At 68.1% G+C, this 24,679-nt stretch carries 17 protein-coding genes; 10 read left to right on the forward strand and 7 right to left on the reverse strand.

The annotated features are described in order from the left end of the window. Positions 1–52: 52 nt before the first annotated feature. Positions 53–2,467 (reverse strand): patatin-like phospholipase family protein, encoded by a 2,415-nt coding sequence (locus BCEP18194_RS26555; RefSeq protein WP_011354363.1) that lies wholly within the window; start codon positions 2,465–2,467, stop codon positions 53–55. A 270-nt stretch (positions 2,468–2,737) separates the two neighbouring features. Here BCEP18194_RS26555 and BCEP18194_RS26560 point away from each other — a divergent pair, with 270 nt between their 5' ends. The 5 genes from BCEP18194_RS26560 (at position 2,738) to BCEP18194_RS26580 (ending at position 15,084) form a co-directional block, all read left to right on the forward strand. After that, entirely contained in the window at positions 2,738–3,778 is a 1,041-nt protein-coding gene (locus BCEP18194_RS26560; protein WP_011354364.1) for a rod shape-determining protein, read from the forward strand. Between the two features lie 220 nt (positions 3,779–3,998). Beyond that, complete coding sequence (locus BCEP18194_RS26565) at positions 3,999–4,658, forward strand: YdcF family protein (protein WP_041493210.1); 660 nt, start codon at positions 3,999–4,001, stop codon at positions 4,656–4,658. Positions 4,659–5,251: 593 nt separating this feature from the next. Further along, positions 5,252–12,361: an autotransporter-associated beta strand repeat-containing protein gene (locus tag BCEP18194_RS26570; RefSeq protein WP_041493211.1), complete on the forward strand. Its 7,110-nt coding sequence runs from the start codon at positions 5,252–5,254 to the stop codon at positions 12,359–12,361. Between the two features lie 152 nt (positions 12,362–12,513). Continuing rightward, on the forward strand, positions 12,514–14,736 hold the full coding sequence (locus BCEP18194_RS26575) for an amylo-alpha-1,6-glucosidase (protein ID WP_011354367.1): 2,223 nt from the start codon (positions 12,514–12,516) through the stop codon (positions 14,734–14,736). 96 nt (positions 14,737–14,832) lie between these two features. Next, positions 14,833–15,084, forward strand: a complete 252-nt coding sequence (locus BCEP18194_RS26580) for a hypothetical protein (protein ID WP_011354368.1) — start codon at positions 14,833–14,835, stop codon at positions 15,082–15,084. A gap of 496 nt (positions 15,085–15,580) precedes the next feature. Here the strand turns inward: BCEP18194_RS26580 and penR are convergent, their stop codons facing one another. Then, on the reverse strand, positions 15,581–16,471 hold the full coding sequence (penR, locus tag BCEP18194_RS26585) for a beta-lactamase transcriptional regulator PenR (protein WP_011354369.1): 891 nt from the start codon (positions 16,469–16,471) through the stop codon (positions 15,581–15,583). A gap of 128 nt (positions 16,472–16,599) precedes the next feature. On the opposite strand from penR, the gene blaPEN-bcc reads away from it, so the two are divergent. Continuing rightward, positions 16,600–17,547 (forward strand): PEN family class A beta-lactamase, Bcc-type, encoded by a 948-nt coding sequence (gene blaPEN-bcc / locus BCEP18194_RS26590; protein WP_011354370.1) that lies wholly within the window; start codon positions 16,600–16,602, stop codon positions 17,545–17,547. Positions 17,548–18,027: 480 nt separating this feature from the next. Here the strand turns inward: blaPEN-bcc and BCEP18194_RS26595 are convergent, their stop codons facing one another. From BCEP18194_RS26595 to BCEP18194_RS26610, 3 genes are all read right to left on the reverse strand, one after another. Beyond that, on the reverse strand, positions 18,028–18,228 hold the full coding sequence (locus tag BCEP18194_RS26595) for a membrane protein (protein WP_041493212.1): 201 nt from the start codon (positions 18,226–18,228) through the stop codon (positions 18,028–18,030). Between the two features lie 572 nt (positions 18,229–18,800). Further along, complete coding sequence (locus tag BCEP18194_RS26605; protein WP_011354372.1) at positions 18,801–19,169, reverse strand: antibiotic biosynthesis monooxygenase family protein; 369 nt, start codon at positions 19,167–19,169, stop codon at positions 18,801–18,803. A gap of 40 nt (positions 19,170–19,209) precedes the next feature. Continuing rightward, entirely contained in the window at positions 19,210–19,656 is a 447-nt protein-coding gene (locus tag BCEP18194_RS26610) for a MarR family winged helix-turn-helix transcriptional regulator (RefSeq protein WP_041493214.1), read from the reverse strand. Between the two features lie 176 nt (positions 19,657–19,832). Here BCEP18194_RS26610 and BCEP18194_RS26615 point away from each other — a divergent pair, with 176 nt between their 5' ends. After that, positions 19,833–20,339, forward strand: coding sequence for a hypothetical protein (locus BCEP18194_RS26615; protein WP_041493215.1), 507 nt, complete (start codon positions 19,833–19,835; stop codon positions 20,337–20,339). A gap of 149 nt (positions 20,340–20,488) precedes the next feature. Here BCEP18194_RS26615 and BCEP18194_RS26620 read toward each other — a convergent pair whose 3' ends face one another. Both BCEP18194_RS26620 and BCEP18194_RS26625 read right to left on the reverse strand, forming a co-directional pair. Beyond that, complete coding sequence (locus BCEP18194_RS26620; protein WP_041493482.1) at positions 20,489–21,865, reverse strand: ATP-binding protein; 1,377 nt, start codon at positions 21,863–21,865, stop codon at positions 20,489–20,491. Positions 21,866–21,870: 5 nt separating this feature from the next. After that, the gene (locus BCEP18194_RS26625) at positions 21,871–22,533 is read right to left on the reverse strand and encodes a response regulator (protein WP_011354376.1); all 663 of its coding nucleotides are present in this window, start codon (positions 22,531–22,533) and stop codon (positions 21,871–21,873) included. 232 nt (positions 22,534–22,765) lie between these two features. Here BCEP18194_RS26625 and BCEP18194_RS26630 point away from each other — a divergent pair, with 232 nt between their 5' ends. From BCEP18194_RS26630 to BCEP18194_RS26640, 3 genes are read left to right on the forward strand one after another with little or no spacing between them, the layout of a single operon-like run. Next, positions 22,766–23,119 (forward strand): YgiW/YdeI family stress tolerance OB fold protein, encoded by a 354-nt coding sequence (locus tag BCEP18194_RS26630; RefSeq protein WP_011354377.1) that lies wholly within the window; start codon positions 22,766–22,768, stop codon positions 23,117–23,119. A gap of 55 nt (positions 23,120–23,174) precedes the next feature. Then, positions 23,175–24,035, forward strand: coding sequence for a MurR/RpiR family transcriptional regulator (locus tag BCEP18194_RS26635; protein WP_011354378.1), 861 nt, complete (start codon positions 23,175–23,177; stop codon positions 24,033–24,035). 55 nt (positions 24,036–24,090) lie between these two features. Next, positions 24,091–24,516, forward strand: coding sequence for a GNAT family N-acetyltransferase (locus BCEP18194_RS26640; RefSeq protein ID WP_011354379.1), 426 nt, complete (start codon positions 24,091–24,093; stop codon positions 24,514–24,516). Positions 24,517–24,679: the final 163 nt, after the last annotated feature.

Below are 24,679 nucleotides of genomic sequence, written 5' to 3' on the forward strand. Positions count from 1 at the left end.
GCGCGCGGCGCGATGGAGGCGCGGATGCCGCCGAAGCGGCATCCGCGCATGCTCAGTACGTGCGGCCGAGCTGCAGGTAGAAGTTGCGACGGCCGCCGGGCGCGAGCGCCACGCCGATGTAGACGGGCCCGAACGCGGTCGACAGGCTCGTGAAGAACGTATAGCTCTGCTTGAGCGCGCCGCCGCCGACCTGCTGGCCGCTCGACCAGACGTTGCCGACTTCCGCGCTGGCGCCCACCGACAGCGCCTTGACCGGCGATGCGTTGAACGTCATCAACTGGTTCATGTAGGTCACCTGCGCATACGCGAGCTCGTTGCCGTTCAACTGGTCGGCCGCATACGCGGACAGATGCTGGAAGCCGCCGAGCGTGAAGTTGAATGCGTTGATCAGGTTGGTGCCGCCGATGCTCTTGCCGCCTTCGATCGTCGCGCTGACGCTGTGCCGGCCGAACTGCTGCGCCACCATCGCCTTGCCGTAGATCTCGGTGTAGGGCGCGTTATTGATGCTGTCGTCGAAATCCGACGCCGAGCCCCCGTTGCGCGACACCAGCGAGCGTTCGACGCGCAGCTCGGTGAAATAGCCCTTGCGCGGGAACAGCGGATCGTCGAGCTGGTCGATGACGAGCCGCGCGCGCGCGGTCAGCGCCTGCGACGTGAAGCTGGGCCACAGCAGCGACTGGCCGTTGCCGTTGTCGAACGGCACGTTGTAGGTCGGCGAGCCGTGCCCGGTCACGTAACCGAGGCCGATCCGGAAGTCGCCGAGTCGCCCGATCGGCAGGCCGAAATCGAGCCCGGCGCGCGCGGTCTGCATCAGGTACTGCGTGATCTTCACGTCGCCGCTGTCATCGTACAGGTTCGCGTAGCGGCGCTGGTATTCCGCGTAGGGCGACAGATAGACGCCGTAAGCCATCGACAGCGGCTGGCGGAACTCGATGCGCGCCGATTGCAGGTCGCTGCCGATCGTCGTGTCCGCGCGGAACTCGAGCCCCGATTCCGTGAGCCATGGCCGCCGGTAGCCGACGTGCAGGCGGAAGCCGCCCTCGTCGGTCGAACTGCTCGACATGCCGAGCCCGAACAGCAGGAAGTTCGGCCCCCAGTATTTCTCGCGCGCGTCGATCTCGAGCACGTTCTCGTCGCCGTGGCTCACGATCTGCTGCGTGACGCTCTCGAAGTTGCCGCCCGTCGTGAGCCCGAGCAGATCCTGGCTGACGGTATCCGGGTCGTAGGTGTCGCCGGGTTTCACGTGCAGCGCGTTGCTGACGACCTGCTTCGGCACGCCGCCGGTGGTCTTGATGTCGATACGCGTGATCCGGATCGGCGGCGGCAGCGGCTGCGCATGCGCGGACCGGTAGGCTGCGTACTGTTCCGGCGTGAGCGCGAAGCGCTTCAGCTTCGGCAGCGCCGCGGTCGCGGCGGCCGCGCCGGCGGCGATCGCCTGCTTCGCGTTCTGGAAATCGGTGAACGCGAGCGAGCCGAGGTCCGGCGTGAGCAGCACGTCCTGCGCGTCGAGCTGCTTGCGCTGCGCGGTCACGTTCTGGCGGATCAGGATGCCGACCATCTGCTGCATCACGTCGGCGGGCGACGCGAGCGCGTCGAGCGGGCGCAATTGCGAGCCGATGTCGACCGCGACCACGACGTTCGCGCCCATCTGCCGCGCGGTATCGACGGGCAGGTTGCTGACGAGCCCGCCGTCCACGAGCGCGCGCCCGTTGATCTCGGCCGGCGCGAACAGGCCCGGCATCGCCATGCTCGCGCGGATCGCGAGCGGCAGCGAGCCGTGGTCGAGCACGACCATCTGGCCCGTCTGCAGGTCGGTTGCGACCGCGCGGTACGGAATCGGCAGGCGGTCGAACGGCTGGTTGGTCGGCACGGCGGCCGTCCAGCTCGCGAGCAGCGCCTGCAGCCGGTTGCCCTGCACGAGGCCGACCGGCGCCTTCACGCCTTTCTTGCCGAAGCCGAGCGTCAGCCCGTTGATGTACAGGCGCTCGTCCTCCCGGCTGGTTTGCGGCAGGTCCGCGCGCTCCGTCACGTCGAACGCGATATCCGCGAGGTTGACCTCCGACAGCCGCTTCTGCATCTCGCCGGCGGCCATGCCGCTCGCGTACAGGCCGCCGACCACGGCGCCCATGCTGGTGCCCGCGATGCAGTCGATCGGGATGCGGTTGTCCTCCAGTACCTTCAGGACCCCGAGGTGTGCGTAGCCGCGCGCGCCGCCGCCGGACAGCACGAGACCGATCGACGGGCGGCCGGCCGGGCCGCCGTCGGCTTCGCAGGTGTGCGCGGACGCGGCGGGCGCGGCAGCCGGCGCGCTGGCGGCAGCGACCGGGGCGGCGGCGGTGACCGCGGCCGCGGCGGTGGATTCGGCGGCCGGCAGCGGTTGCGCGGCGACCGTGCAGCACCAGAAGGCGACGAGCGTCGTGCAAAGCGGGCGCACCCGCGCCCAGCGGAAGGAAACGGTCGCTGTCATGGTGGAAATACCTGGCGTGATCGGGCGTCTGAGGCCTGCCGGGAGCAGGCAAGACCGAGAGATTACCGTGTTTTACAGGCGTGATGCGAGAGGCCGTTGCGTAGCCGGATGCGTCCGGACCGGCATTTTTGACAATTCAGTCGCGAAAAAATCATGGGAATTGCCTAAAGTATCGGAACGATTTGCCGCTAAGTTCGTGATGGGGCGGCATGGACGCGCCGCGAAAACGTGGCGCGGCTGCCCTGGTCCGTTCGATTACAAAGGTTTGATATGTCGACACCGCTGTTCGGAAAGTTGTTTGCGCAACCCGTTGCGATCGACCCTGGAACGGCGAGTACGCGGATTTATACGCACGAGCGCGGTGTGGTGCTGAACCAGCCGTCGGTCGTCTGCTTCCGCAAGGCCGGTGCCGGTGCGACCGACGCGCGGCCGACGCTCGAGGCCGTCGGCGAGCTCGCGAAGGCGCTGCTCGGCCGCGAACCGGGGCATCTCGAAGCCGTGCGGCCGATGCGGCACGGCGTGATCGCCGACGCGCACGCGGCCGAGCAGATGATCCGCAGCTTCATCGACATGTCGCGCACGCGTTCGCGCTTCGGCCGCCGCGTCGAGGTCACGTTGTGCGTGCCGTCCGATGCGACGGCCGTCGAGCGCCGCGCGCTCCGCGAGGCGGCGTTCGCCGCGGGTGTATCGGAGGTCGAACTGATCGAGGAATCGCTGGCGGCCGGGCTCGGCGCGGGCCTGCCGGTGACCGAGCCGGTCGGCTCGATGGTCGTCGATATCGGTGGCGGGACGACCGAAGTCGCGGTGATCGCGCTCGGCGGCATCGTCTACCGTGAAGCGATTCGCGTGGGCGGCAACCAGTTCGACGCGGCGATCGTCAACCATGTGCGCAACCTGTATGGCGTGCTGCTCGGCGAACAGACGGCCGAGCACGTGAAGCAGACGATCGGTTCGGCCACCACCGCGGTGCCGCGCCGGTCGACGCGCGCGGTCGGGCGGGGTGTCGGCGACGGCCTGCCGCGCTCGATCGAGCTGTCCAACCACGATGTGGCGGACGCGCTGGTCGCGCCGCTCAAGCAGGTGATCGGCGCGGTGAAGTCGGTGCTGGAGAACGCGCCGGCCGAGCTCGTGACCGACATCGCGAATCGCGGCGTGGTGCTGACGGGCGGCGGCGCGCTGCTCGCGGATTTCGAACGCCTGCTGTACGACGAGACGGGGCTCGTCGCCCGGATCGCCGATGAGCCGGCCACCTGCGCGGTGCGCGGCGCGGGCGAGGCGATGGGGCGGCTCACGATGTGCCCGATCGACTGATCCGCGTCGTGCCGGGCCGTGCATCGCGGCGCGGCCATTCACATTCCTTCGATCTCCCTATTGCGTCCCCGCTTCGCCGGGCACGTTTCTCCGGTTGATTTGCCGTCCGCCTGTCGGCATCGGTCGGCGCGTGGACACCCGAACGCGCACCATGCTAGCGTTACGCGCCCGTCCGGGGCCGGGCAAGCCGCTACGCCCGACGACCTGAGAGACCGAAACCTTGAAAAACCACACCAAACGGGGCTTGTTTGCCCGCATGGGCCGCCTGCTGGCCGTCATCGCTTGCCTCTGGATCGCCGCGGCCGTTGCGCTCGTCGCGTACGGGATGCGGATGCCGAGCGAGCCGGCCGACGTCGCCGTGATCTTCGGCAACGCGCTCGACGAGGCCGGCGCGCCGAAGCCCGTGCTCGCGGCCAGGCTCGACGTGGGCGTGCGCTGCTACCGCACGGGGCAGTGCCCGGCGTTCCTCGTCAGCGGCGCGATCGACGGCCCCGGGCTGAACGAGGCGACCGCGATGCGCGACTATCTGGTGGCGCGTGGCGTGCCGGCGGACCGGATCACCGTCGACGACCAGGGCGACAACACGCTCGCGACTGCGCAGCACACCCTCGCGTACCTGCAGGCGCACCGCCAGTCGCGCGTGCTGATCGTCAGCCAGTATTACCACCTCGCACGGGCGCGCCTCGCGTTCGAGCGCGTCGGTATCGCGCGGGCGGACATCTCCGCCGCGTATCCGCGCCGTTTCCAGTTGCGCGATGTCTATTCGAGCTGGCGTGAAGTGCCGGCGTACGCCGTGTACGCGGTGCGGCTGTGGGTGAATCCCGATGCACGGCCCGTTTCGTTCCGGCCGATGCTTTATCTGATGAGCCTGTTTTCGTAAGGGATGCGGGCTTTCGATCGATGTGCGATGGAAATCGAAAGGATCGAGTAAATGTCAGATATGGTTTTGTCTGATGAATGATCGCGTGCGGATTATCTCGTTTCGATATTTTCCCGCGGTACAGATATTGCGTTGCAATAGGCGACGGGGATAATCGCACTGATATCAGTGTTTTTACGGAGATATCGATCCCGTTCGATTTTCATAAATATCGAAATGGCTGACAAACGGCATACGGAATTACCTGTCTGAAGCGCTCCGATAAGTAAAAAATGCGCACTCGCTGCACCCTGATCCAAAAGGGAAAAGATCGACTGGAAAAGCCTGTTTTTTTGAACTAGCCTTGTCTGACAAAAAGCCGGGCGGTAATCAAATCAACCAGAAAATCGCTGCAGAAATACAGGGGCCACCGACATGTCGTTCGACTAGTTTCACGCCTGCCTTTCAGGGCCAAATAAAGATTCGTCCATGAATTAACCGACGTCGCATCGCGACAGCCGGGGTGCACGCTTTTGTCCGCAGATTTTCTGCGGCGGATCGTTTCGTTTCACGGTAATGCCCATTCCAATAACGAGCCAATAACGAGGAAAAGCATGAATCTTGCGCGTTCGAAAAAAGCCGGCGAGCCGTTTCCGAAATTGCTGTTGCCGACGGGCATTTTCCTGGCGCTGTCCGGCGCCGGTATCGTGCCCGCCTATGCGACCTGCAGCACGGCGGGCACCACGGTGACCTGTTCCGGGGTCGCCAACCCGCTGGCGCCGAGCTATTCGAACAGCGCGAACAATATTCACGCGACCGTCAACGCCGGCGCGAGCGTTGGCGTGCTGCTCGGCGTCGGTGGCACCGCAATGTCGCTGACGGGCAACAATACCCAGCTGACCAATAACGGCACGATCGACCCGTCGGCGCTCGGCACCGGGCTCGGTGTGCTGTCGAGCGGCGCGGTGATCGGCAACTCGGCGGCGAGTGCCGGCACCACCGTCATCAACAACGGCACGATGAACGGCTCGACCGGCGTGGCGATCAGCGGCGTGACGGGCATGGCGCTGTCGGTCCAGAACGGCACCGGCGGCACGTCGACGATCAACAACACCGGCACGATCGGCTCGAATGCGCTGGTCGGCGCGACCCTCGCCGGCGCGGATGCGCCCGTGGTCGCCGCATACGGCGGCGCCACGGTCAACATGACGAACAGCGGGACGATCACCGGCCGCGTGTCGCTCGGTTCGAACGGCACGCCCGGGGCGGGCAACTCGTTCGTCAACTCGGGCACGATCAACGGCAGCGTGTCGATGGGCGCGAACAGCACGAACTCGTTCACCGCGGTGACGGGCTCGTCGGTCAACACGGCGGGCGGCACCGGGGGCGCGCTGAACATCACGGTCGGCCCGGTCACGCTCGGCGTCGCGGCGACGGGCACGGTCGATGGCGGCGCGGGCGGCGACAACACGCTCAATCTGCAGCAGGGGGCCGGTGCGAACGGCACGATCGCGGCCAACAACTACATCAACTTCAATCACCTGAACGTCCAGAGCGGCAGCTGGACGATCAACGGTGCGTCGACCGCGCAGGACGCGACGCTGAGCGGCGGCACCGCGATCATCAACAACAACGCGTCGCTCGGCACCGGCACCATCACGGGCAACGGCGGTGCGCTGCAGGCAGGTACCGCCGGGCTCAATGTCAGCAACAACGTGACGCTCAACGCGGGCGGGCTGACAGTGCAGGGCGCGACCGGGCTCACGCTGTCGGGCACGGTATCGGGCGGCGGCGCGTTGACGAAGATCGACAGCGGCACGCTGACGCTGTCCGGCGCGAACAACTACACGGGCGGCACGAACCTGAACGCGGGCGGCATCGTCGTCGGCAACAACGCGTCGCTTGGCAGCGGCGCACTGAACGTCAACGGCTCGGGCACGCTCGATTCGAGTACGAACACGACGCTCAACAACACGGTCAATCTCGCCACGGGCACGACGCTGACGGTCGGCGGCAGCAACAATCTCGGGCTGGCCGGCAGCATCAACGGCAACGGCGGCCTCGTGAAGAACGGCGCGGCGACGCTGACGCTGAGCGGCGCGAACACCTACACCGGCGACACGACGATCAACAGCGGCACGCTCGCGCTGAGCGCGGGCGGCAGCCTCGCGGCGACCGGCACGGTGAACCTGACCGGCGCGGGCGCGACGTTCGACATGAGCGGCGCGTCGGGCACGCAGACGATCGGCGCGCTGGCGGGTTCGGCCGGCACGAACGTGAACCTCGGCGGCAATTCGCTGACGCTGGACGGCAGCGGCAATGCGACGTACGCCGGCTCGATCGGCGGCACGGGCGGCGTGACGCTCGCGGGCACCGGCACGCAGACGCTGTCCGGCACGAATACCTACACGGGCGGCACGAACCTGAACGGCGGCAACCTCGTCGTCGGCAGCAATACGGCGCTCGGCGGCGGCGCGGTGAACGTCAACGGTCCGGCGACGCTCGATGCGACCACCAACGTGTCGCTCGCGAACGGCGTCAACATCGCCACCGGCACGACGCTGACGCTTGCCGGCAGCACCAATCTCGGGTTGAGCGGCACGGTCTCGGGCGGCGGCGGTCTCGTGAAGAACGGCGCGGCGACCGTGACGCTGTCGGGGGCAAACAACTACACCGGCGGCACGACGCTGAATGCCGGCGGCCTCGTGCTCGGCAACGACGCGGCGCTCGGCACGGGCGCGCTGACCGTCGGCGGCGCGGCGACGCTCGATACGAATACGAACCTGTCGGTCAACAATGCAGTCAATCTCGCCACCGGTTCGACGCTGACACTGGGCGGCAGCAACGCCCTCACGCTGAATGGCGGCATCACCGGCGCGGGCGGTCTCGTGAAGGACGGTGCGGCGACCACGACGTTGACGGGCGCGAACACCTACACGGGCGGCACGACGATCAACGCGGGCACGGTGGCGATCAGCGGGGGCGGCAGCCTCGCGGCGACCGGCGCGGTGAACCTGGCCGGCGCGGGTGCGACGCTCGACGTGAGCGCCGCGACCCATGCGCAGTCGATCGGCGCGCTGTCGGGCGTCGCCGGCTCGGCGGTGAACCTCGGCGGCAACGGGCTGACGCTGGGCGGGACCGCCAGCGGCACCTTCAGCGGCGTGATCGGCGGCACCGGCAGCGTCACGCTGGCGGGCACCGGCACGCAGACGCTGAATGGCGCGAGCACCTACTCGGGCGGCACGAACCTGAACAGCGGCAGCAGCGTCGTGCTCGGCAACAACGGCGCGCTCGGCAGTGGCACGGTGAACGTCGCAGGCACCGCGACGCTCGACACCAACACGAGTGTGTCGGTCGCCAACGCGGTCAATCTGGCGAACGGCTCGACGCTGACGCTGGGCGGCAGCAATGCGCTCGCGTTGAGTGGCGGCATTTCCGGCGCGGGCGGACTCGTGAAGAATGGCCCGGCGACCACGACGCTGAATGGCGCGAACACCTACACGGGCGGCACGACGATCAACGCGGGCACGCTGGCGGTGGGCGCGGGCGGCAGCCTGGCGGCGACCGGCGCGGTGAACCTCGCCAACGCGGGCGCGGCGCTCGACCTGAGCACGGCGACCACTGCCCAGACGATCGGTGCGCTGTCGGGTGTCGCGGGGACGATCGTCAACATGGGCGGCAACGGGCTGACGCTGGGCGGGACCGCCAGCAGCACCTTCAGCGGCGTGATCGGCGGGGCGGGCAGCCTGACGCTGGCCGGCACCGGCACGCAGACGCTGACGGGCGTGAACGTCTATACGGGCGGCACGAACCTGAACAGCGGCGGCCTGGTGCTCGGCAACAGCGGTGCGCTCGGAGGCGGCGCGCTGAACGTCGGCGGCGCGGCGACGCTCGACACGAGCGCGAGCCTGTCGGTCAACAACGCAGTCAATCTCGGCACCGGCGCGACGCTGACACTTGGCGGCAGTAACGCGCTCACGTTGAACGGCGGCATTACCGGCGCGGGTGCCCTCGTGAAGAACGGCGCGGCGACGACGACGCTGACGAGCGCGGCCAGCTACACGGGCGGCACGACGATCAACGCCGGCACGCTGGCGCTCGGTGCCGGCGGCCGCCTGTCGGCGACGGGCGCTGTGAACGTGGCCGGTGCGGGCGCGACCTTCGACCTGAGCGGCGCGTCGGGCGCGCAGACGATCGGCGCGCTGAGCGGTGTCGCCGGCTCCGCCGTGAACCTCGGCGCGAACGGCCTGACGCTGGGCGGGACCGCCAGCGGCAATTTCAGCGGCACGATCGGCGGCACCGGCGGCCTGACCGTCGCCGGCACGGGCACGCAAACGCTGTCCGGCACGAACACGTACACGGGCGGCACGACGATCAACGGCGGCAGCACGCTGGCGCTCGGTGCGGGCGGTAGTCTCGCGTCGGGCAGTGCGGTGACGCTTGCCGGCACGGGCGCAACGTTCAACCTGAGCGGCGCATCGGGACCGCAGACGCTCGGCACGCTGTCCGGCGGCGCCGGCACGAACGTGACGCTCGGCGCGAATACGCTGACGCTGAACGGCAGCGGCAACAACACGTTCGGCGGTGCGATTGGTGGCACGGGCGGCATGACGTTCGCGGGCACCGGCACGCAAACGCTGACGGGTGCGAACACGTACACGGGCGGCACGACCATCAACGGCGGCAGCACGCTGGCGCTCGGCGCGGGCGGCAGCCTGGCCGCAACGGGTGCAGTGGATCTCGCGGGCGCCGGCGCGACGTTCAACCTGAGCGGCGCATCGGGTCCGCGGACGATCGGCGCGTTGAACGGCATCGGCGGCACGAACGTGAACCTGGGGGCGAATGCGCTGACGTTGAACGGCAGCACCAACGGCACGTTCAGCGGCGTGATCGGCGGCACCGGTAGCGTGACGTTCGCGGGTACCGGCACGCAGACGTTGAAGGGCGCAAATACGTACACGGGCGGCACGACCATCAACGGCGGCAGCACGCTGGCGCTCGGCGCGGGCGGCAGCCTCGCATCGGGCAGCGCGGTGAATCTGGCGGGCACGGGCGCGACGTTCAACCTGAGCGGCGCATCGGGCCCGCAGACGATCGGCACGCTGTCCGGTGGCACCGGCACGAACGTGACGCTCGGCGCGAATGCGCTCACGTTGAACGGTAGCGGCAATAACACGTTCGGCGGCGCGATCGGCGGGACGGGCGGCGTGACGTTCGCGGGCACCGGCACGCAGACGCTGACGGGTGCGAACACCTACACGGGCGGCACGACCATCAACGGCGGCAGCACGCTGGCGCTCGGCGCGGGCGGCAGCCTCGCGTCGGGCAGCGCGGTGAATCTCGCCGGCACGGGGGCGACGCTCAACCTGAGCGGCGCGACGGGCGCACAGACGATTGGTGCGCTGAGCGGCAGCACCGGCACGAACGTGACGCTCGGCACGAATGCGCTCACGCTGAACGGCAGCGGCAACGGCACGTTCGGCGGCGCGATCGGTGGCGCGGGCGGCGTGACGTTCGCCGGCACCGGCACGCAGACGCTGACGGGCGCGAACACCTACACGGGCGGCACGACGATCAACGGCGGCAGCACGCTGGCGCTCGGCGCGGGCGGCAGCCTCGCATCGACGGGCGCGGTGAATCTCGCGGGCGCGGGTGCGACGCTCGACGCGAGCGGGGCGACAGGCGCGCAGACGATCGGCACGTTGAACGGCGCGGCCGGCGCGACCGTCAATCTCGGCGCCAATGCGCTGACGTTGAACGGAAGCGGCAACGGCACGTTCGGCGGGACGATCGGCGGTGCAGGCGGCGTGACGATCGCCGGCACCGGTATCCAGACGCTGACGGGCGCGAACACGTACACGGGCGGCACCACGATCGCGGCCGGCGGCGCGCTGCAACTCGGCAACGGCGGCACGTCGGGCAGCATCGCCGGCAATGTCGTCGACAACGGCGCGCTGATCGTCAATCAATCCGGCAACGTGACGCTTGCAAGCGTGCTGTCCGGTGCGGGTTCGCTCACGCAGGCCGGCAGCGGGCAACTGACGTTGACGGGTACCAGCACGCTGAGCGGCCCGACCACGGTCAGCGCGGGCACGCTCGCCGTCAACGGGTCGCTCGGCCAGTCGACCGTGACCGTGCAGAACGGCGCGACGGTCACGGGCACCGGCACGATCGGCGGCCTCGTGGTGCAGGGCGGCGCGACGGCGGCCGCGTTGCAGCCAGGCGCGGCGCTGAACGTGGGCGGCAACGTCACGTTCCAGCCGGGCTCGACGTTCCAGGTCGCGGCGTCGCCGCAGCAAAGCGGCAGCCTTGCGGCAAGCGGCACGGCGACGCTGAACGGCGGCGCCGTGCAGGTGCTCGCGAACCAGAGCGCCTACCAGCCGGGCACGACCTACACGATCGTGACCGCGGCGTCGGGCGTGCAGGGCGCGTTCAGCCAGGTGAATGCGAATTACGCGTTCCTGATGCCGACGCTCAGCTACGACCCGAATCACGTGTACCTGCGACTGGTCCAGAACGGCACGTCGCTGCCCGACGTCGCGACGACGCCGAACCAGCGTGCGGTCGCCGCCGCGCTCGGCGGGCTCGGCGCCGGCAATCCGCTGTACGACGCAGTACTGACGACCGACGTGGCGACCGCACGCCGTGCATACGGGCTGCTCGACGGTGAAATTCAGGCGAGCCTGAAGAGCATGCTGCTGCTCGACAGCCGCTATGTGCGCGACGCGGTGACGGATCGCGTCCGCCAGGGCCTCGCGCCCGGATCGGGCCCGCTCGCCGCGCTGTCGTCGGGCGGCGCCGCCTTGTGCGGCGACAACACGGCCGGCGCGGCCGACCCGACGCTGCCGCCGGAACGCCGGATCGGCTCGCGCGACGGCTGCTACGGCGGCACGCCTTACCAGCCGGTCGTCTGGGGGCAGGCGTTCGGCGGCCGCAGCCGGCTCACCGGCGACGGCAACGCGTCGACGATCAACCGCAGCATGACGGGCTTCATCGCCGGTGCCGACATGGCGCTCAACGACAAGTGGCGCGCAGGCCTGGCCGCGGGTGTCACGCACAGCTCGCTCGACAACGACCAGAGTTCGTCGGCGTCGGTGAACAGCTACTACCTGTCGCTGTACGGCGGCGCGCAGTACGGCGCACTCGGCGTGCGCGGCGGCGCGTCGTACACGTGGTACCGGATCAACAGCGACCGTTCGCCGGGCTTCGCGGGCTTCTCCGATCACGATTCGGCCGGCTACGACGCGAATTCGGCGCAGGTGTTCGGCGAAGTCGGCTACGCGCTGCCGGTCGGGCCCGTGGCGATCGAACCGTTCGCGGGCCTCGCGTATGTGAACCTGCATACCGACGGCTACACGGAAACCGGTGGCGCGGCCGCGCTGCGCGCCGGCGGCGAGACGACCCACGTCGGCTTCTCGACGCTCGGCTTGCGCGCGGCGTCGCAGCTCGGCTCGATCGCGAGCGGCACGTTCACCGCGCGCGGGACGGTCGGCTGGCGGCATGCGTTCGGCAACGTGAGTCCGTCGTCGTCGTTCACGTTCGCGAATGGCGGCACGTCGTTCCAGGTATCGGGCGTGCCGATTGCTCGCGACAGCGCCGTGCTCGAGGCCGGCATCGACGCGAACATCACGAAGCGCCTGACGCTCGGCCTCACGTACAGCGGCCAGTACGGCAGCGGCGTGCGCGACAACGCGATTCTCGGCAACATCCTGTGGAAGTTCTGACCAGCGCCTGACGTGCCCGCGCGATGCCATGCGGCGACGACAACGTCGCCTGGCATCGCGTCTTTTTCCTCGCTGCGCACGTCCCCCGTTCTGTCCTATCCTGTGGCAAACACGCGACGCGCCGCGCGTTGCGACCCGACACAGGAGCATCGATGCCGAATCACGCTGAAGCCACGACGACCCAGGCGCCGCAAGTCGCGCCTGCTGCCCCGACCCCGACGTCGGGCCCTGCATTCATCGCCCCCGAAGCCGATCCGCAGGCCCTGGCGCGCAACAACCAGTACGTGCTGAAATCCGGCGATGCGTTCGTGGTCAGCGACGCGCTCGGCGACATCGGCGGCCATGACGACGGCCTGTTCGTCGACGACATGCGCGTGCTGTCGAAGTGGCGCCTGACCTTCGGCGGCCGCGCGCCGTCGCTGCTGTCGGGCGCGACGAGCGCCGACAACGCATCGTTCACCGCACACCTGACGAACCGCCCGCTGCCGCCGCTCGGGGGCCACGAAACGCCCGAGGGCGTGATCCACATCGAGCGGATGCGCGTGCTCGCGGGCGACGTGCTTTACGAAGCGCTGACGCTGACGAACTACGGCGCGAGCGAAGCCGAGGTGCCGCTGTCGCTGTCGTTCGCGGCCGATTTCAAGGACATGTTCGAAGTGCGCGGCACGCAGCGCCCGAAGCGTGGCACCGTGGTGGCGCCGCGCGTCGACGCGGGCGCGGTGCGGATGCGCTACGACGGCCTCGACAGCGTCGAGCGCAACGTGACCGTGCATTTTTCGCCGGCACCCGACGCGCTGTCGGTCGATCGTGCCGACTACACGCTGACGATCGCCGCGCAGGCCTGCGTGTCGATCTACCTGACCGTCGATGCGACGCTCGGCCCGGTGCACGCGCAAGGGCCGGGATGCGGCCGTGTCGCGCTGCGCACCGCGCTCGTCGGCGTGCACCGCGAGATGCGTGCGCGGCGCGAATCGATGGCGCGCGTGAACACCGGCAATCCGCTGTTCGACGCGTGGCTCGACCGCTCGCTCGCGGATCTCGGGTTGCTCACGACGCAGCTCGACACGGGGCCGTACCCGTATGCGGGCATTCCGTGGTTCTCGACGCCGTTCGGCCGCGACGCGGTGATCACGTCCTTGCAGATGCTGTGGCTGCAGCCGTCGCTCGCGCGCGGCGTGCTGCGCTTCCTGGCCGAGCACCAGGCGCGCGAGACCTCCGCGTTCCGCGATGCGGAGCCCGGCAAGATCATGCACGAGTTCCGCCGCAGCGAGATGGCCGCGACGGGCGAGGTGCCGTTCGCGCTGTATTACGGCGGGGTCGATACGACGCCGCTGTTCATCGTGCTCGCGGGCGCGTATGTCGAACGCACCGGCGACGATGCGCTGATCGACGAGCTGTGGCCCGCGCTCGAGCGTGCCGCGCAATGGGTGATCGACAAGTGCGACCGCAATCCTTACGGACTGCTCGATTACCAGCGCACGTCGGAGCGCGGCCTCGCGAACCAGGGCTGGAAGGACAGCCACGATTCGGTGTTCCACGCGGACGGCCGCTTCCCGGACGGCCCGATCGCGCTCGTCGAAGTGCAGGCGTATGCGTGCGCGGCGCTCGATGCGATGTCGATGTGTTCGCACCGGCGCGGCCACGCGGCCGACGCGACACGCTATGCACTACGCGCGAAGACGCTGCGCGAGCAGGTCGATGCGCTGTTCTGGATGCCGGAAGGCGATTTCTACGGCATCGCGCTCGACGGTCATGGCGATCTGTGCCGCGTGTTCGCATCGAACGCGGGGCACCTGCTCGCGTTCGGGCTGCCCGACGCCGAGCGCGGCGCGGCGGTCGCCGGTGTGCTCGGCTCGACGCTGTTCCAGACGGGCTGGGGCATCCGCACGCTCGCGGCCGGCCAGCCGCGCTTCAACCCGATGGCGTATCACAACGGCTCGGTGTGGCCGCACGACAATGCGCTGATCGCGCGCGGGCTCGCGCGCTACGGCGACAAGACCGCCGCGGTGAACCTGCTGCGCGCGCTGTTCGAGGCGGCGGTGAGCTTCGAGATGCGCCTGCCCGAGCTGTTCTGCGGGTTCCCGCGCCGGCGCGGCGAACCGCCGACCGCGTATCCAGTGGCTTGCCTGCCGCAGGCGTGGGCGGCCGGCGCGCCGTTCATGATGCTGCAGGCCTGCCTCGGCGTGAGCATCGACGCGTCGCGCCACGAGGTGCGCGTCGAGCGCCCGGCGCTGCCGGAAGGCGTCGACTGGCTGCGGATCGATGCGTTGCGCGTCGGTGACGAAACCGTGTCGCTCACGTTCCGCCGTGTCGACGGCCAGGTTGTCGCGTCGGCGGAGCAGCCGGGCCGCGTGAAGGTGGTCGCGGTGCTGTAGCGCGGCGCTGCGCGAACGTTGCGCGATGTCGCGCCACGTTCGCGCGCAGCGGCATAGAATCGTGACATGACCCTTGAACGATGGCGGAGGTAGACGATGACGACCGACAACCGGCCCGACGACAGCGAGCACAAGCTCGAGAATCTGGAAGCGGCGGTCGACCACCTGCACAAGTCGATCGAATCGCAGAGCATCGCGGTCGGCGCGGCGAAGGGCATCCTGTTCAGCCTGATCGAAACGCTCGGCGCGCTGATCGGCGATCCCGACCTGCCCGAGCATGCGCGCTCGGGTTACGAGGCGCTGCGCGACAAGGCGAGCGAATTGCGCGGCGGGCTCGACCGGCATTGATGGCTGGATGGCTCCGGCGCGTGCCGCACGGGCTGCGCCGGGGCTGCCCGATTCTGTAGATGAAGCACAAAACCCCGTGCGCTCAATGAGTTAGGTGGCCGGTGCGCAGGATATCCACAAGCTTGCCAACACAATCTGTGGAGAACCGTCCGGCCCCGAGCCGGGGGTGGCGCGGGCCGGACGAAAGCGCCGGCGGTGCCACAGGGTTGACCTTGCAAGGTCCATGTATTGAATCCCCTTTTGTATCAGGGTGTTACGCGCCGCATCGGAAGGATATCCACAGGCTTGCCAACATATTCTGTGGACAACTCGCAATCGATTGCGTCGCGACAGTTGAGGATCGGGCCGCCTGAGGCCGGCTCGCGAAGCCCGTGAATACAAGGCTGCCCGATGTCTGTGTCCGCACGCTAATTCGTGCGCGATCAAGGGCTTAGGTCCCGGGTACCCAGGATATCCACATCCTTGCCAACACTTTCTGTGGACAAACCGGGCCGGGTCATTCGGCCGGCGCCGTCGCGGCCGCTTCGGCCACGATCCAGTCGCGAAAGAGCGTCATTGCCGGCGTGAGCGGCTTCGACTTCAGCGAGGTGAGCCAGTAGCCGCCGGCACGCACGTCGATGTCGAGCGGCCGCGCGAGCAGGCCGAGCTGCAGTTCGCGCGCGAACATGCACGCCGGCGCGAGCGCGACGCCCGCGCCCTGCATCGCAGCCTCGACCATCAACCGCGACGAATCGAATACGGGCCCGTTGACCGCCCACGGCGCAAGCTGCGCGGCATCGAACCAGCCGTGCCATTCGTCGATGCGGTACGAGCGCAGCAGCGTTTCGTTCGCGAGATCGGCTGGCTGCGAGAGGCGCCGCGCGATGTCCGGCGCGCACAGCGCGGTGAGTGGGGCGTCGAGCAGGCGCTCGTTGCGCGTGGTCGGCCAGTTGCCTTCCCCGAAGCGGATCGCGAAGTCGAGGCCCTCGGCGGCGAGGTCGACGACGTTGTTGTTGGTCCGCATCCGCAGCTCGACGAACGGGTGTGTATCGCCGAACTGCTTCAAGCGCGGCATTAGCCAGCCTATGGCAAAGGTGCCGACGACGCCGAGCGTCAGCACCTCGTGGAAGCGCCCGCCGTCGAACTGCTTGAGCACCGTCTCGATGCGGCTGAACGCGTCGCTCAGCACGGGCAGCAGCGCGCGCCCCTCGTCGGTGAGCCCGAGGCCGCGCGGCAGCCGCGTGAACAGCGTGCAGCCGAGCCGCTCCTCGAGCGAGCGCACCTGCTGGCTGACCGCGGCCTGGGTCACGCTCAGCTCGAGGCCGGCGCGCGTGAAGTTCAGGTGACGCGCCGACGATTCGAACGCGCGCAGCGCATTGAGCGGAAGATGAGGACGGAGCTTAGTCATAAGAAATTCTTTTGTCAGCGCTCAATTATCGTTGCTTGTCAGGCAACCGTAAAGTCCCGATAGTGCTGTCTCGCCGGCCGGGCGCGTTCAACACCATTTCGCTCACATTCCACCACGAGACAACCGACATGACCTACTCATCGAAACGTCGAACCCTGTTGCTGGCCGCTGCGACGGCGCCGCTCGCGTTGACCGTCGCCGCGTGCGCGTCGCGGCAGACTGCTGCACCGGACCCGTCGAGCGACGCCGCCGCCGCGGTGGCAGCGGCTACGGCGGCCTCGCGCGACGCGGAGACGTTCGATGCGCTCGCGGTGCTCGAACGCAGCGCGGGCGGCCGCCTCGGCGTGTGCGCGATCGACATCGCGAGCGGCCGGCGCGTGGAGCATCGCCAGAACGAGCGCTTCCCGTTCTGCAGCACGTTCAAGGCGATGCTGAGCGCGGCGGTGCTGGCGCAGAGCGTCGATCGACCGGCGTTGCTGCAACAGCGCGTGACGTATACCAAGGCCGACCTCGTCAACTATTCGCCGGTGTCGGGGAAGCATGTCGACGACGGCATGACGGTTGCCGCGCTGTGCGAGGCCGCGATCCAGTACAGCGACAACTCGGCCGCGAACCTGCTGATCAAGCTGCTCGGCGGCCCGTCGGCGGTGACGGCCTACGCGCGCTCGATCGGCGACGACACGTTCAGGCTCGATCGATGGGAGACCGAATTGAATGACGCGGTGCCGGGCGACCCGCGCGATACGACGACGCCGGCCGCGATGGCCGCGAGCCTGAACGCACTGATGCTCGGCGGTGCGCTGCCGGCCGCGCAGCGCGCGCAGCTCGTCGCGTGGATGCGCGGCAACAAGGTCGGCGACAAGCGGATTCGTGCCGGCGTGCCGGCCGGGTGGACGGTCGCCGACAAGACGGGCACCGGCGATTACGGGACGACCAACGACGCCGGTGTCGTGTGGTCGCCGTCGCGTGCGCCGATCGCGCTGATCGTGTACTACACGCAGGCGAGCGCCGATGCACGCGCGAAGGAAGACGTGATCGCGTCGGTCGCGCGCATCGTGGTCCAGGCATTGGGTTGAGGCGGGACGGCGCGGCGTGCGTGAGGCAACCCGCATGCAGGCCGTGCCGCAGCCGTGACCGGCGCGATCAAACGTTGTGCGATCAACGACTTAGGTCACGCATGCTCAGGATATCCACATGCTTGCCAACAAAAATTGTGGACAAGCTCGCGCGCGGCCGCATCCGGCGTGGTGCGGGCCGCCGTGCCGCGTTTGAGGCGGCGCGGACAAAGTCTTTCGGATCAAGCGCTTGGCCTCGGTATGCGCAGGCTATCCACATGCTTGCCAACACAATCTGTGGACAAGCCGGTTCGCACGCGCGGAACGCACCACGCCACATGCTGAATGGGCGTGTGAGCGGCACTTTCCCGGCCGCGTGCCGCATTTGAAGCGGCGCGGACAAAGTCTTTCGGATCAAGCGCTTGGTCGCGGTATGCGCAGGCTATCCACATGCTTGCCAACAAAATCTGTGGACAAGCCTGGCGGTCGCGGTAACGACGATCAGGGCTGCCGATCGTCGACGGTCGGCCAGCGCGCGAACGCGAACACCCACAACATGATGAAGTTCAGGACCGGGACGAACATCGTCAGGATCCACCAGCCCGAATGCCCGGTGCGCCGGACGATGCGGACGTACGGATAGATGACGACGGCGACCAGCACGATTGAGACGACCAGCTGCCACGCAGTGAAGTGTTCCATGGTCTTCCTCGGAGTGAGGTGTCGTGGTGCGGCGCCGGCGGAACGGCCGGGCCGTTGAGCCGTCACGCGAAGCCGGCGATGCGCGCCTGCGTGCGGCTCGCGTGATCTTGACGCGTGGCAGGCGCGAGCGTCAAGGCGGCGGTGATGCGCTGCTGTTGCGCGGGATCGTCCGCCGGCGCGCACGCTCGGGCAGCACGTTGCCGCAACCGTGACGCCGCGCATGAACCGTAGCCCGATCAACGAGTTAGCGCAGGCTTGCGCAGGATATCCACAAGCTTGCCAACAAAATCTGTGGGTAAGTGGCGCTGCGCATGGCGGGCACGTTTGAACCGGCTGCGGCGCGCATCGTCGTGGCGTCGTGATGCGAAGTGCGGCGATGCGGTGCAGGTGCTGGCCATCACCGGGGCCTCGTCTGCATCACGCGTGCCAAAGTCCATCGGATCAAGGGCTTAGCGTTGCGGTGCGCAGGATATCCACAAGCTTGCCAACATTTTCTGTGGAGAAGTCGGGGTGCGCGAGCGCAGCGCAACCCACCCGCGAATGCCACGCGTTGCCCCGATTCACGCACGCCCTCACGCCGTGCAGATACCGGCCACGCCGACCTTCTGGAACAGGTGCGGGCTCGCGACGGCGGACGACGGATAGGCCGACAGCTTGGCGACGAACTCCGGATGCGTGAAGGCCGCGCGAAACGCGTCGGTCGATTCCCAGATCGCGTAGTTCAGGTAAGTCGGACTGTCGCCTAGCGCGCGATGCAACTGGGTCGAGATGAATCCCGGCTGCCGCTTCATGAATTCGGCGTCGTCCTTCCACACGGCGAGAAAGTCCGCTTCGTCGGCGGCGGCCAACGTGAACACGTTGACGAGGACGACCGGCTCCGCGTCGATGGCGATCTGTTGCTGGATCGGAAAGGCCGGATCCATCGGCTTGAAATGAGGCATGGGAACTCCTTCGGGTAAGGGGGAGGGGGCGATTGCGCGCTCACGCCGGTGCATCGGCACCATGCGCGCGGGACATCGCCGACAGCACGCGGATCGCCGCATCCAGGTCAGTCGAACTGAAGTCGCCGGCGATGTCGCGGACATGCTGTTGCCACTGTTCGACCACGGCCTGGTAGGCCGCCTCGCCGCGAGGCGTCAGCGCGTACAGGGGCGAGCGCTTGTGCGCCGGGTTGGGCAGCGACTGCACCAGCCCTTCGTCGGTCAGCACGTTGACCTGTTTCAGCACGGCCTGCCGCGTGATGCCCATCGCGTCGGCGATCTGCGGAATGTTCGGGGCGTCCGGCGCCAGCGAGATGGCGCCCAGCACCTGCCAGCGCGCACTGGTCAGGCCGTGCGGCCCCGCAAAGGTGTTGCCCCATTCGATCAGCAGGCCGTTCAAGCGGAATACGGACAGCGCGACGGCGGTTAACTTCGCGGATTTCGTCATGTTCGATATACGGAATGAATTGACAACTACTTTACGCATTGGACAACTGGTTGTCAATTAGACGAATGGACATCCCTGAACGAAAGCGGGCCGGTAAACTGGCGACGCGATCCGGCACCGGTAACATTTGCCGCGCCGGATGGCGGGCCGACAATAAAGAACCGGGAGAGAAATTAGTGAGAACGATCTGGAAAGCGATCGCCGTACCGTTGATCGCGGCGGCGTGCGGCACGAGCGCGCATGCCTGTCAGCCTGCGTACCATCACACCGAGTATTTCGGCCGGAGCACCTACCTGAGCGACGAACTTCGCGACAAGGTGCTCGACGATATCCGTGCCCATCACTACACCGTCATCGAACCGCAAATCGGCTTGCTGTTCTACCCGATCGTCAGGAAGGGCAACGCGATCTACCTCGGGCACCAGCCGATTGCGACGGAGAAGGACTCGTTCTGGTATCTGGGGCACGGCTATTACCAGTTGAACGGCCAGCTCTATTACATGGGCGAACAAGTCGGTGCGTATCCGAGCGGCGGCACCGTCGTCGTTCATGTCGAGGATCGCACGCGCCCCAGGCCGGACGACTATCCGAAGGGGCGTCTGTATTGCCGCGTCGAGCAGCACGCCAGCATTCTCGAAACCTCGACCGGCCTGCGGATCGAGCGGATCGTCGACGACAACTGAACCGCGTGCGTAGCCGATCCGGGCTGGCGCATTTGCCGCGCACGACTGGCAAACCCTTTCCGATCAATGGCTTGGTGCCGTTAACGGCAGGTTGTCCACAAGCTTGCCAACACAATCTGTGGAAAACCGCGCGTCGTGCGTCGCGCGCGTCAGGCCGGCAGCGGAAAGCGCACCGTGACGGTCAGCCCGCGTCCGCCGGGCGTGGTGCCGAGCGCGACCGTCGCGCGATGCTGTTCGGCGATCCGCTTGACGATCGACAGCCCGAGCCCGCTGCCCGACGACGTGACGGCCTGCGCGCCTTCGCCGCGATAGAAGCGTTCCCACACGTCGGTGCGCTCGGCTTCAGGGATCCCGGGGCCGTCGTCGGCGACTTCGAGCACGGGCGTCGTGCCGTCGATGCGTGCGGACACATCGACACGCGCGCCGTCGCCCGCATAGCGGATCGCGTTGTCGACGAGGTTGTTCAGCAGCACGCGCAACGTGTCCGCATTGCCCGACGTCATCACGGGCGTCGACACGATCGCGCCGAGATCGATCCGGTGCGCGTCGGCGACGCGCGTGCGATCCGACACCACCGACCGGCACAGCGCGGTGAGATCGACGGGCGCCGACGCGGACGCGGCCGCCTGCGCATCGGGCTCGAGGCGCGCGAGCGTCAGCAACTGCTCGGCGAGGTGGCCGAGGCGCGTCGTGCCTGCATGGATCTGCGCGAGGATGTGCTCGCGTTCCTCGGCGGTCGACGCGCGCCGCAGCAACTGCGACTGGATCGACAGCCCCATGATCGGCGTGCGCAATTCGTGCGCGGCATCGGCGATGAAGTGCCGCTGCAGCGTGAACGAGCGGTCGAGGCGCGCGAGCAAGTCGTTGATCGCTTCGGCGAGCGGACGGACTTCGTTCGGCATCGAGCCGACGTCGACCGGTTCCAGATTGTTCGCATTCCTGCGCTTGAGGCCGGATGCAATCGAGCGCAGCGGCCGCAGCCCCGCGCCGATGCCGAACCACAGGCCGATTGCGAGCAGCGGCAGCATCGAAAACACCGGCCACAGCAGGTGCACTGCGATGCCCGCGATCGCTTCCCATCGGGCATGGCGGGCCTGCGCGAGCCGGATCGTCGTGCCGCCGCGCTCGGTGACATAGGTGCGCCACGGCTGGCCGTCGACGTCGACGCTCGCGATGCCTTTCTGCTCGGGCGGCGGCAGATTCGAATCGCGGTCGGTCGAATACACGAGCGTGCCGTTGCGCCAGACTTGCAGCAGCACCGCGTCGGGGTCGCTCGCCTCGAAGCCGTGCTTGCCGTTGGCGTGGTTGCTGAACGACAGCTCGCCGTTCGGGCCGACGACGATCTGCTTCGACATGCTGCGCATCTGGTCGTCGAGCAGGTCGTCCAGCTCGCGCAGCGCGCCCCAGTAGGTGCCCGCACTCGCGACGAGGCCGATCACGCACGCGGCCGGCATCAGCCACGTCAGCAGGCGCCGCCGCAGCGACGCGTTGCGCCAGCGCGCGATCGCCTGTTGCATGCGTGTCATGCGCGTCATGCGCCGTCACCGATCCGGTAGCCGACACCGCGCACCGTGCGGATCATGTCGTGGCCGAGTTTCTTGCGCAGATTGTGGATATGCACCTGCACGGCGTTGCTCTCGATTTCCTCGCCCCAGCTGTATAGCCGCTCCTCGAACTGCTCGCGCGAAATCACCGCGCCCGGATCGCGCATCAGCTCGTGCAGCAGCACGAACTCCTTCGGCGACAGCGGCACTTCGTCGTCGTTGAGCCAGACGAGGTGCTTGACCGGGTCGAGCCGCAGCGGGCCGATCACGAGCGTCGTCTGCGCGCGGCCCGCATGGCGGCGGTTCACGGCGCGGATGCGGGCGAGCAGCTCGTCGAGCTCGAACGGCTTGACGAGATAGTCGTCCGCGCCGCTGTCGAGGCCCGCGATGCGGTCGGGCACGCCGTCGCGCGCGGTGATGATGATCGCGGGGAGGTTCTCGTCGCGGCGGCGCAGCGCGGCGAGCACCGACAGGCCGTCGCGGTTCGGCAGCCCGAGATCGAGCAGCAGCAGGCCGTAGCCGGTCGCGCGCAGCGCGAGGGACGCGGCGTCGCCGTCCTTCACCCAGTCGACCGCGAAGCCTTCCTGTTTGAGGCCCTGTTCGAGCCCGCTGCCGATCAGCGGATCGTCCTCGACGAGCAATACGCGCATGAATTGGTGTCTCTTCAACGGGGCGCCGTGGCACCCGGGGTTCCCATGATAAGCGCCCGTGTCTTAGGCGGACCTTAAATGCGGGCGGCGCGCGGCGGGCTTGCGCAGGCGTCCGATGCGGCACCGCGTCGCTCCCGAGCGGCCTTCAGGTTTGCTTAATCTTACGGTCCGTAATCTGGCGCCGTCGCGTCCAACGGGGCGCGGCGTCACATCGAAGAAGAGGACCACGATCATGAAACACCTGGCCAGAATCCTGACGGTTGCACTCGCCACGCTGCCCGCCGCCGTCTACGCGCAATACACGGGGCCGTCCACGCTGACCACGACGACAGTGAAGGAACTGCTCGCGAACGGCAAGGACGACCAGCATGTGCAGTTGCAGGGCCGCATCGTCAAGCATGTCGGCGGCGAGGATTACGAATTCGCCGATGCGACCGGCACGATCCGCGTCGAGATCGACCACAAGCTGTGGACGGCCGGCCAGCCCGTCAGCGACAAGAGTGAAGTGAAAGTGACCGGCGAATTCGAGCGCAAATGGTCGGGCAGCGTGAAGGTCGACGCCGATCACGTGGAAGTGCTGCGCTGACCGGTGCGCGCGGGGCCGGTGATACCATGGACGACCGGTTCCCGTTCCCACCAAGATGGCCGCCAATTTCGACGAACTCGCGTCCCGGATCCGGGCGCAATTTTCCGAGCTGAGCCCGCAATTCCAGGCGGGCGCTGCCTTCCTCCTCGATCATCCCGACGAAGTCGCCACCTCGTCGATGCGCAAGGTCGCCCAGCGCGCGCAGGTGCAGCCCGCGTCGCTCGTGCGGCTCGCGCAGCAATTCGGCTTCCCCGGCTGGAACGAGTTGCGCGACCTGTGCGTCGCGCGTGTGCGCACGCGCCCCGAGCCGCTTACGCAGCGGGCGCGCTCGCTCGTGCGGCCCGACGCGAAGGCGTCGCTCGCGCACGATCTGCTCGCCGCGCAACAACACAACCTGTCGGCCACTGCCGCGCAGAACGAGCACGCGCTCGCCGATGCCGCGAAACTGATCCGCAAGGCGTCGCACGTGCACGTCGCGGGGTTTCGCTCGTGCTATCCGGTCGCGTTCGGCTTCGTGTACGGCTACCGGCTGTTCCGTCCGACCGTGTCGCTGCTCAACGGCGTGGCCGGCTCGCTCGAAATGGAACTGCGGACGATCGCGAAGCAGAGCGTGACCGTCGTCGTCAGCTTCGCGCCGTATTCGGCGGAAGCGACCCGCGTCGCGCAGGCCGCGAAGGCGCAGGGCAGCCGGATCGTCGCGATCACCGACAGCGCGGTGTCGCCGATTGCACTGCACGCGGATGCGCAACTGATCTTCACGCACGACAGCCCGTCGTTTTTCCCGTCGCTGGTGGCCGCGCACGCGATGGCCGAAGCGCTGGTCGCGCAGTTGCTGGCGCTCGAAGGCAGCGATGCGATCGCCGCGCTCGAGCGCACGGAAGCCGAACTGCACGCGAAGGGCGCTTACGTCGTTTGACGCCGATCGACCGGCTTCAACGCTTCCCTATTGTCGATTCAAGCGGATTCAACCGATGACGTTCACATACGAGGTGACGGACGCGGGCGACGCGGACGTTCGCAAGCAGATCGTCGCGCCGCTCATCCGGTTCAACGAAAGCCAGGCGGGCCCGAACGACGCCCGTCCGCTGGCCGTGGTCGTGACCGATGGCGACGGCGCGGTGGTCGGTGGCTTGTGGGGCAGCACGGCATACGGTTGGCTGCATGTCGACCTGCTCGTGGTGCCCGAGGCCGCGCGCGGCCAGGGCGCGGGCACGCGCATCATGGATCTGGCCGAGGCGGAAGCCGTCGCGCGCGGCTGCCACAGCGCGTGGCTCGACACGTTCGACTTCCAGGCGCGGCCGTTCTACGAGAAACGCGGCTATGTCCGCTTCGGCGAGTTGCCGGATTATCCGGTCGGGCATACGCGCATTTTCCTGACGAAGACGCTCGCGGGCTGAGCATCGCGGCCGCATGGCGCGGCGCGGTTGACGACGTCGCCGGCCGTCGCCTAGGATACCGGTCAGCGATGCAGGTCGCTTCCGGGTCCGCGGAAAGGGTTGAACCCACCTGTCGCAGCAAATTCAGCTTTCCCCCTGTCCTTTGTGCTGGCGGTATTGCGGA

Origin of the sequence: Burkholderia lata (genome assembly GCF_000012945.1) — a bacterium.
Taxonomy (GTDB): Bacteria; Pseudomonadota; Gammaproteobacteria; order Burkholderiales; family Burkholderiaceae; genus Burkholderia; species Burkholderia lata.

What these genes read in the sequence shown, in the direction of transcription:
- BCEP18194_RS26625 (WP_011354376.1), bottom strand. Translation starts at nt 22,533, where the DNA reads ATGCGCGTATTGCTCGTCGAGGACGATCCGCTGATCGGCAGCGGGCTC.
- BCEP18194_RS26580 (WP_011354368.1), top strand. Translation starts at nt 14,833, where the DNA reads ATGACGACCGACAACCGGCCCGACGACAGCGAGCACAAGCTCGAGAAT.
- BCEP18194_RS26575 (WP_011354367.1), top strand. Translation starts at nt 12,514, where the DNA reads ATGCCGAATCACGCTGAAGCCACGACGACCCAGGCGCCGCAAGTCGCG.
- penR (WP_011354369.1), bottom strand. Translation starts at nt 16,471, where the DNA reads ATGACTAAGCTCCGTCCTCATCTTCCGCTCAATGCGCTGCGCGCGTTC.
- BCEP18194_RS26610 (WP_041493214.1), bottom strand. Translation starts at nt 19,656, where the DNA reads ATGACGAAATCCGCGAAGTTAACCGCCGTCGCGCTGTCCGTATTCCGC.
- BCEP18194_RS26555 (WP_011354363.1), bottom strand. Translation starts at nt 2,467, where the DNA reads ATGACAGCGACCGTTTCCTTCCGCTGGGCGCGGGTGCGCCCGCTTTGC.
- BCEP18194_RS26635 (WP_011354378.1), top strand. Translation starts at nt 23,175, where the DNA reads ATGGCCGCCAATTTCGACGAACTCGCGTCCCGGATCCGGGCGCAATTT.
- BCEP18194_RS26560 (WP_011354364.1), top strand. Translation starts at nt 2,738, where the DNA reads ATGTCGACACCGCTGTTCGGAAAGTTGTTTGCGCAACCCGTTGCGATC.
- BCEP18194_RS26640 (WP_011354379.1), top strand. Translation starts at nt 24,091, where the DNA reads ATGACGTTCACATACGAGGTGACGGACGCGGGCGACGCGGACGTTCGC.
- BCEP18194_RS26570 (WP_041493211.1), top strand. Translation starts at nt 5,252, where the DNA reads ATGAATCTTGCGCGTTCGAAAAAAGCCGGCGAGCCGTTTCCGAAATTG.
- blaPEN-bcc (WP_011354370.1), top strand. Translation starts at nt 16,600, where the DNA reads ATGACCTACTCATCGAAACGTCGAACCCTGTTGCTGGCCGCTGCGACG.
- BCEP18194_RS26630 (WP_011354377.1), top strand. Translation starts at nt 22,766, where the DNA reads ATGAAACACCTGGCCAGAATCCTGACGGTTGCACTCGCCACGCTGCCC.
- BCEP18194_RS26620 (WP_041493482.1), bottom strand. Translation starts at nt 21,865, where the DNA reads ATGACACGCATGCAACAGGCGATCGCGCGCTGGCGCAACGCGTCGCTG.
- BCEP18194_RS26605 (WP_011354372.1), bottom strand. Translation starts at nt 19,169, where the DNA reads ATGCCTCATTTCAAGCCGATGGATCCGGCCTTTCCGATCCAGCAACAG.
- BCEP18194_RS26595 (WP_041493212.1), bottom strand. Translation starts at nt 18,228, where the DNA reads ATGGAACACTTCACTGCGTGGCAGCTGGTCGTCTCAATCGTGCTGGTC.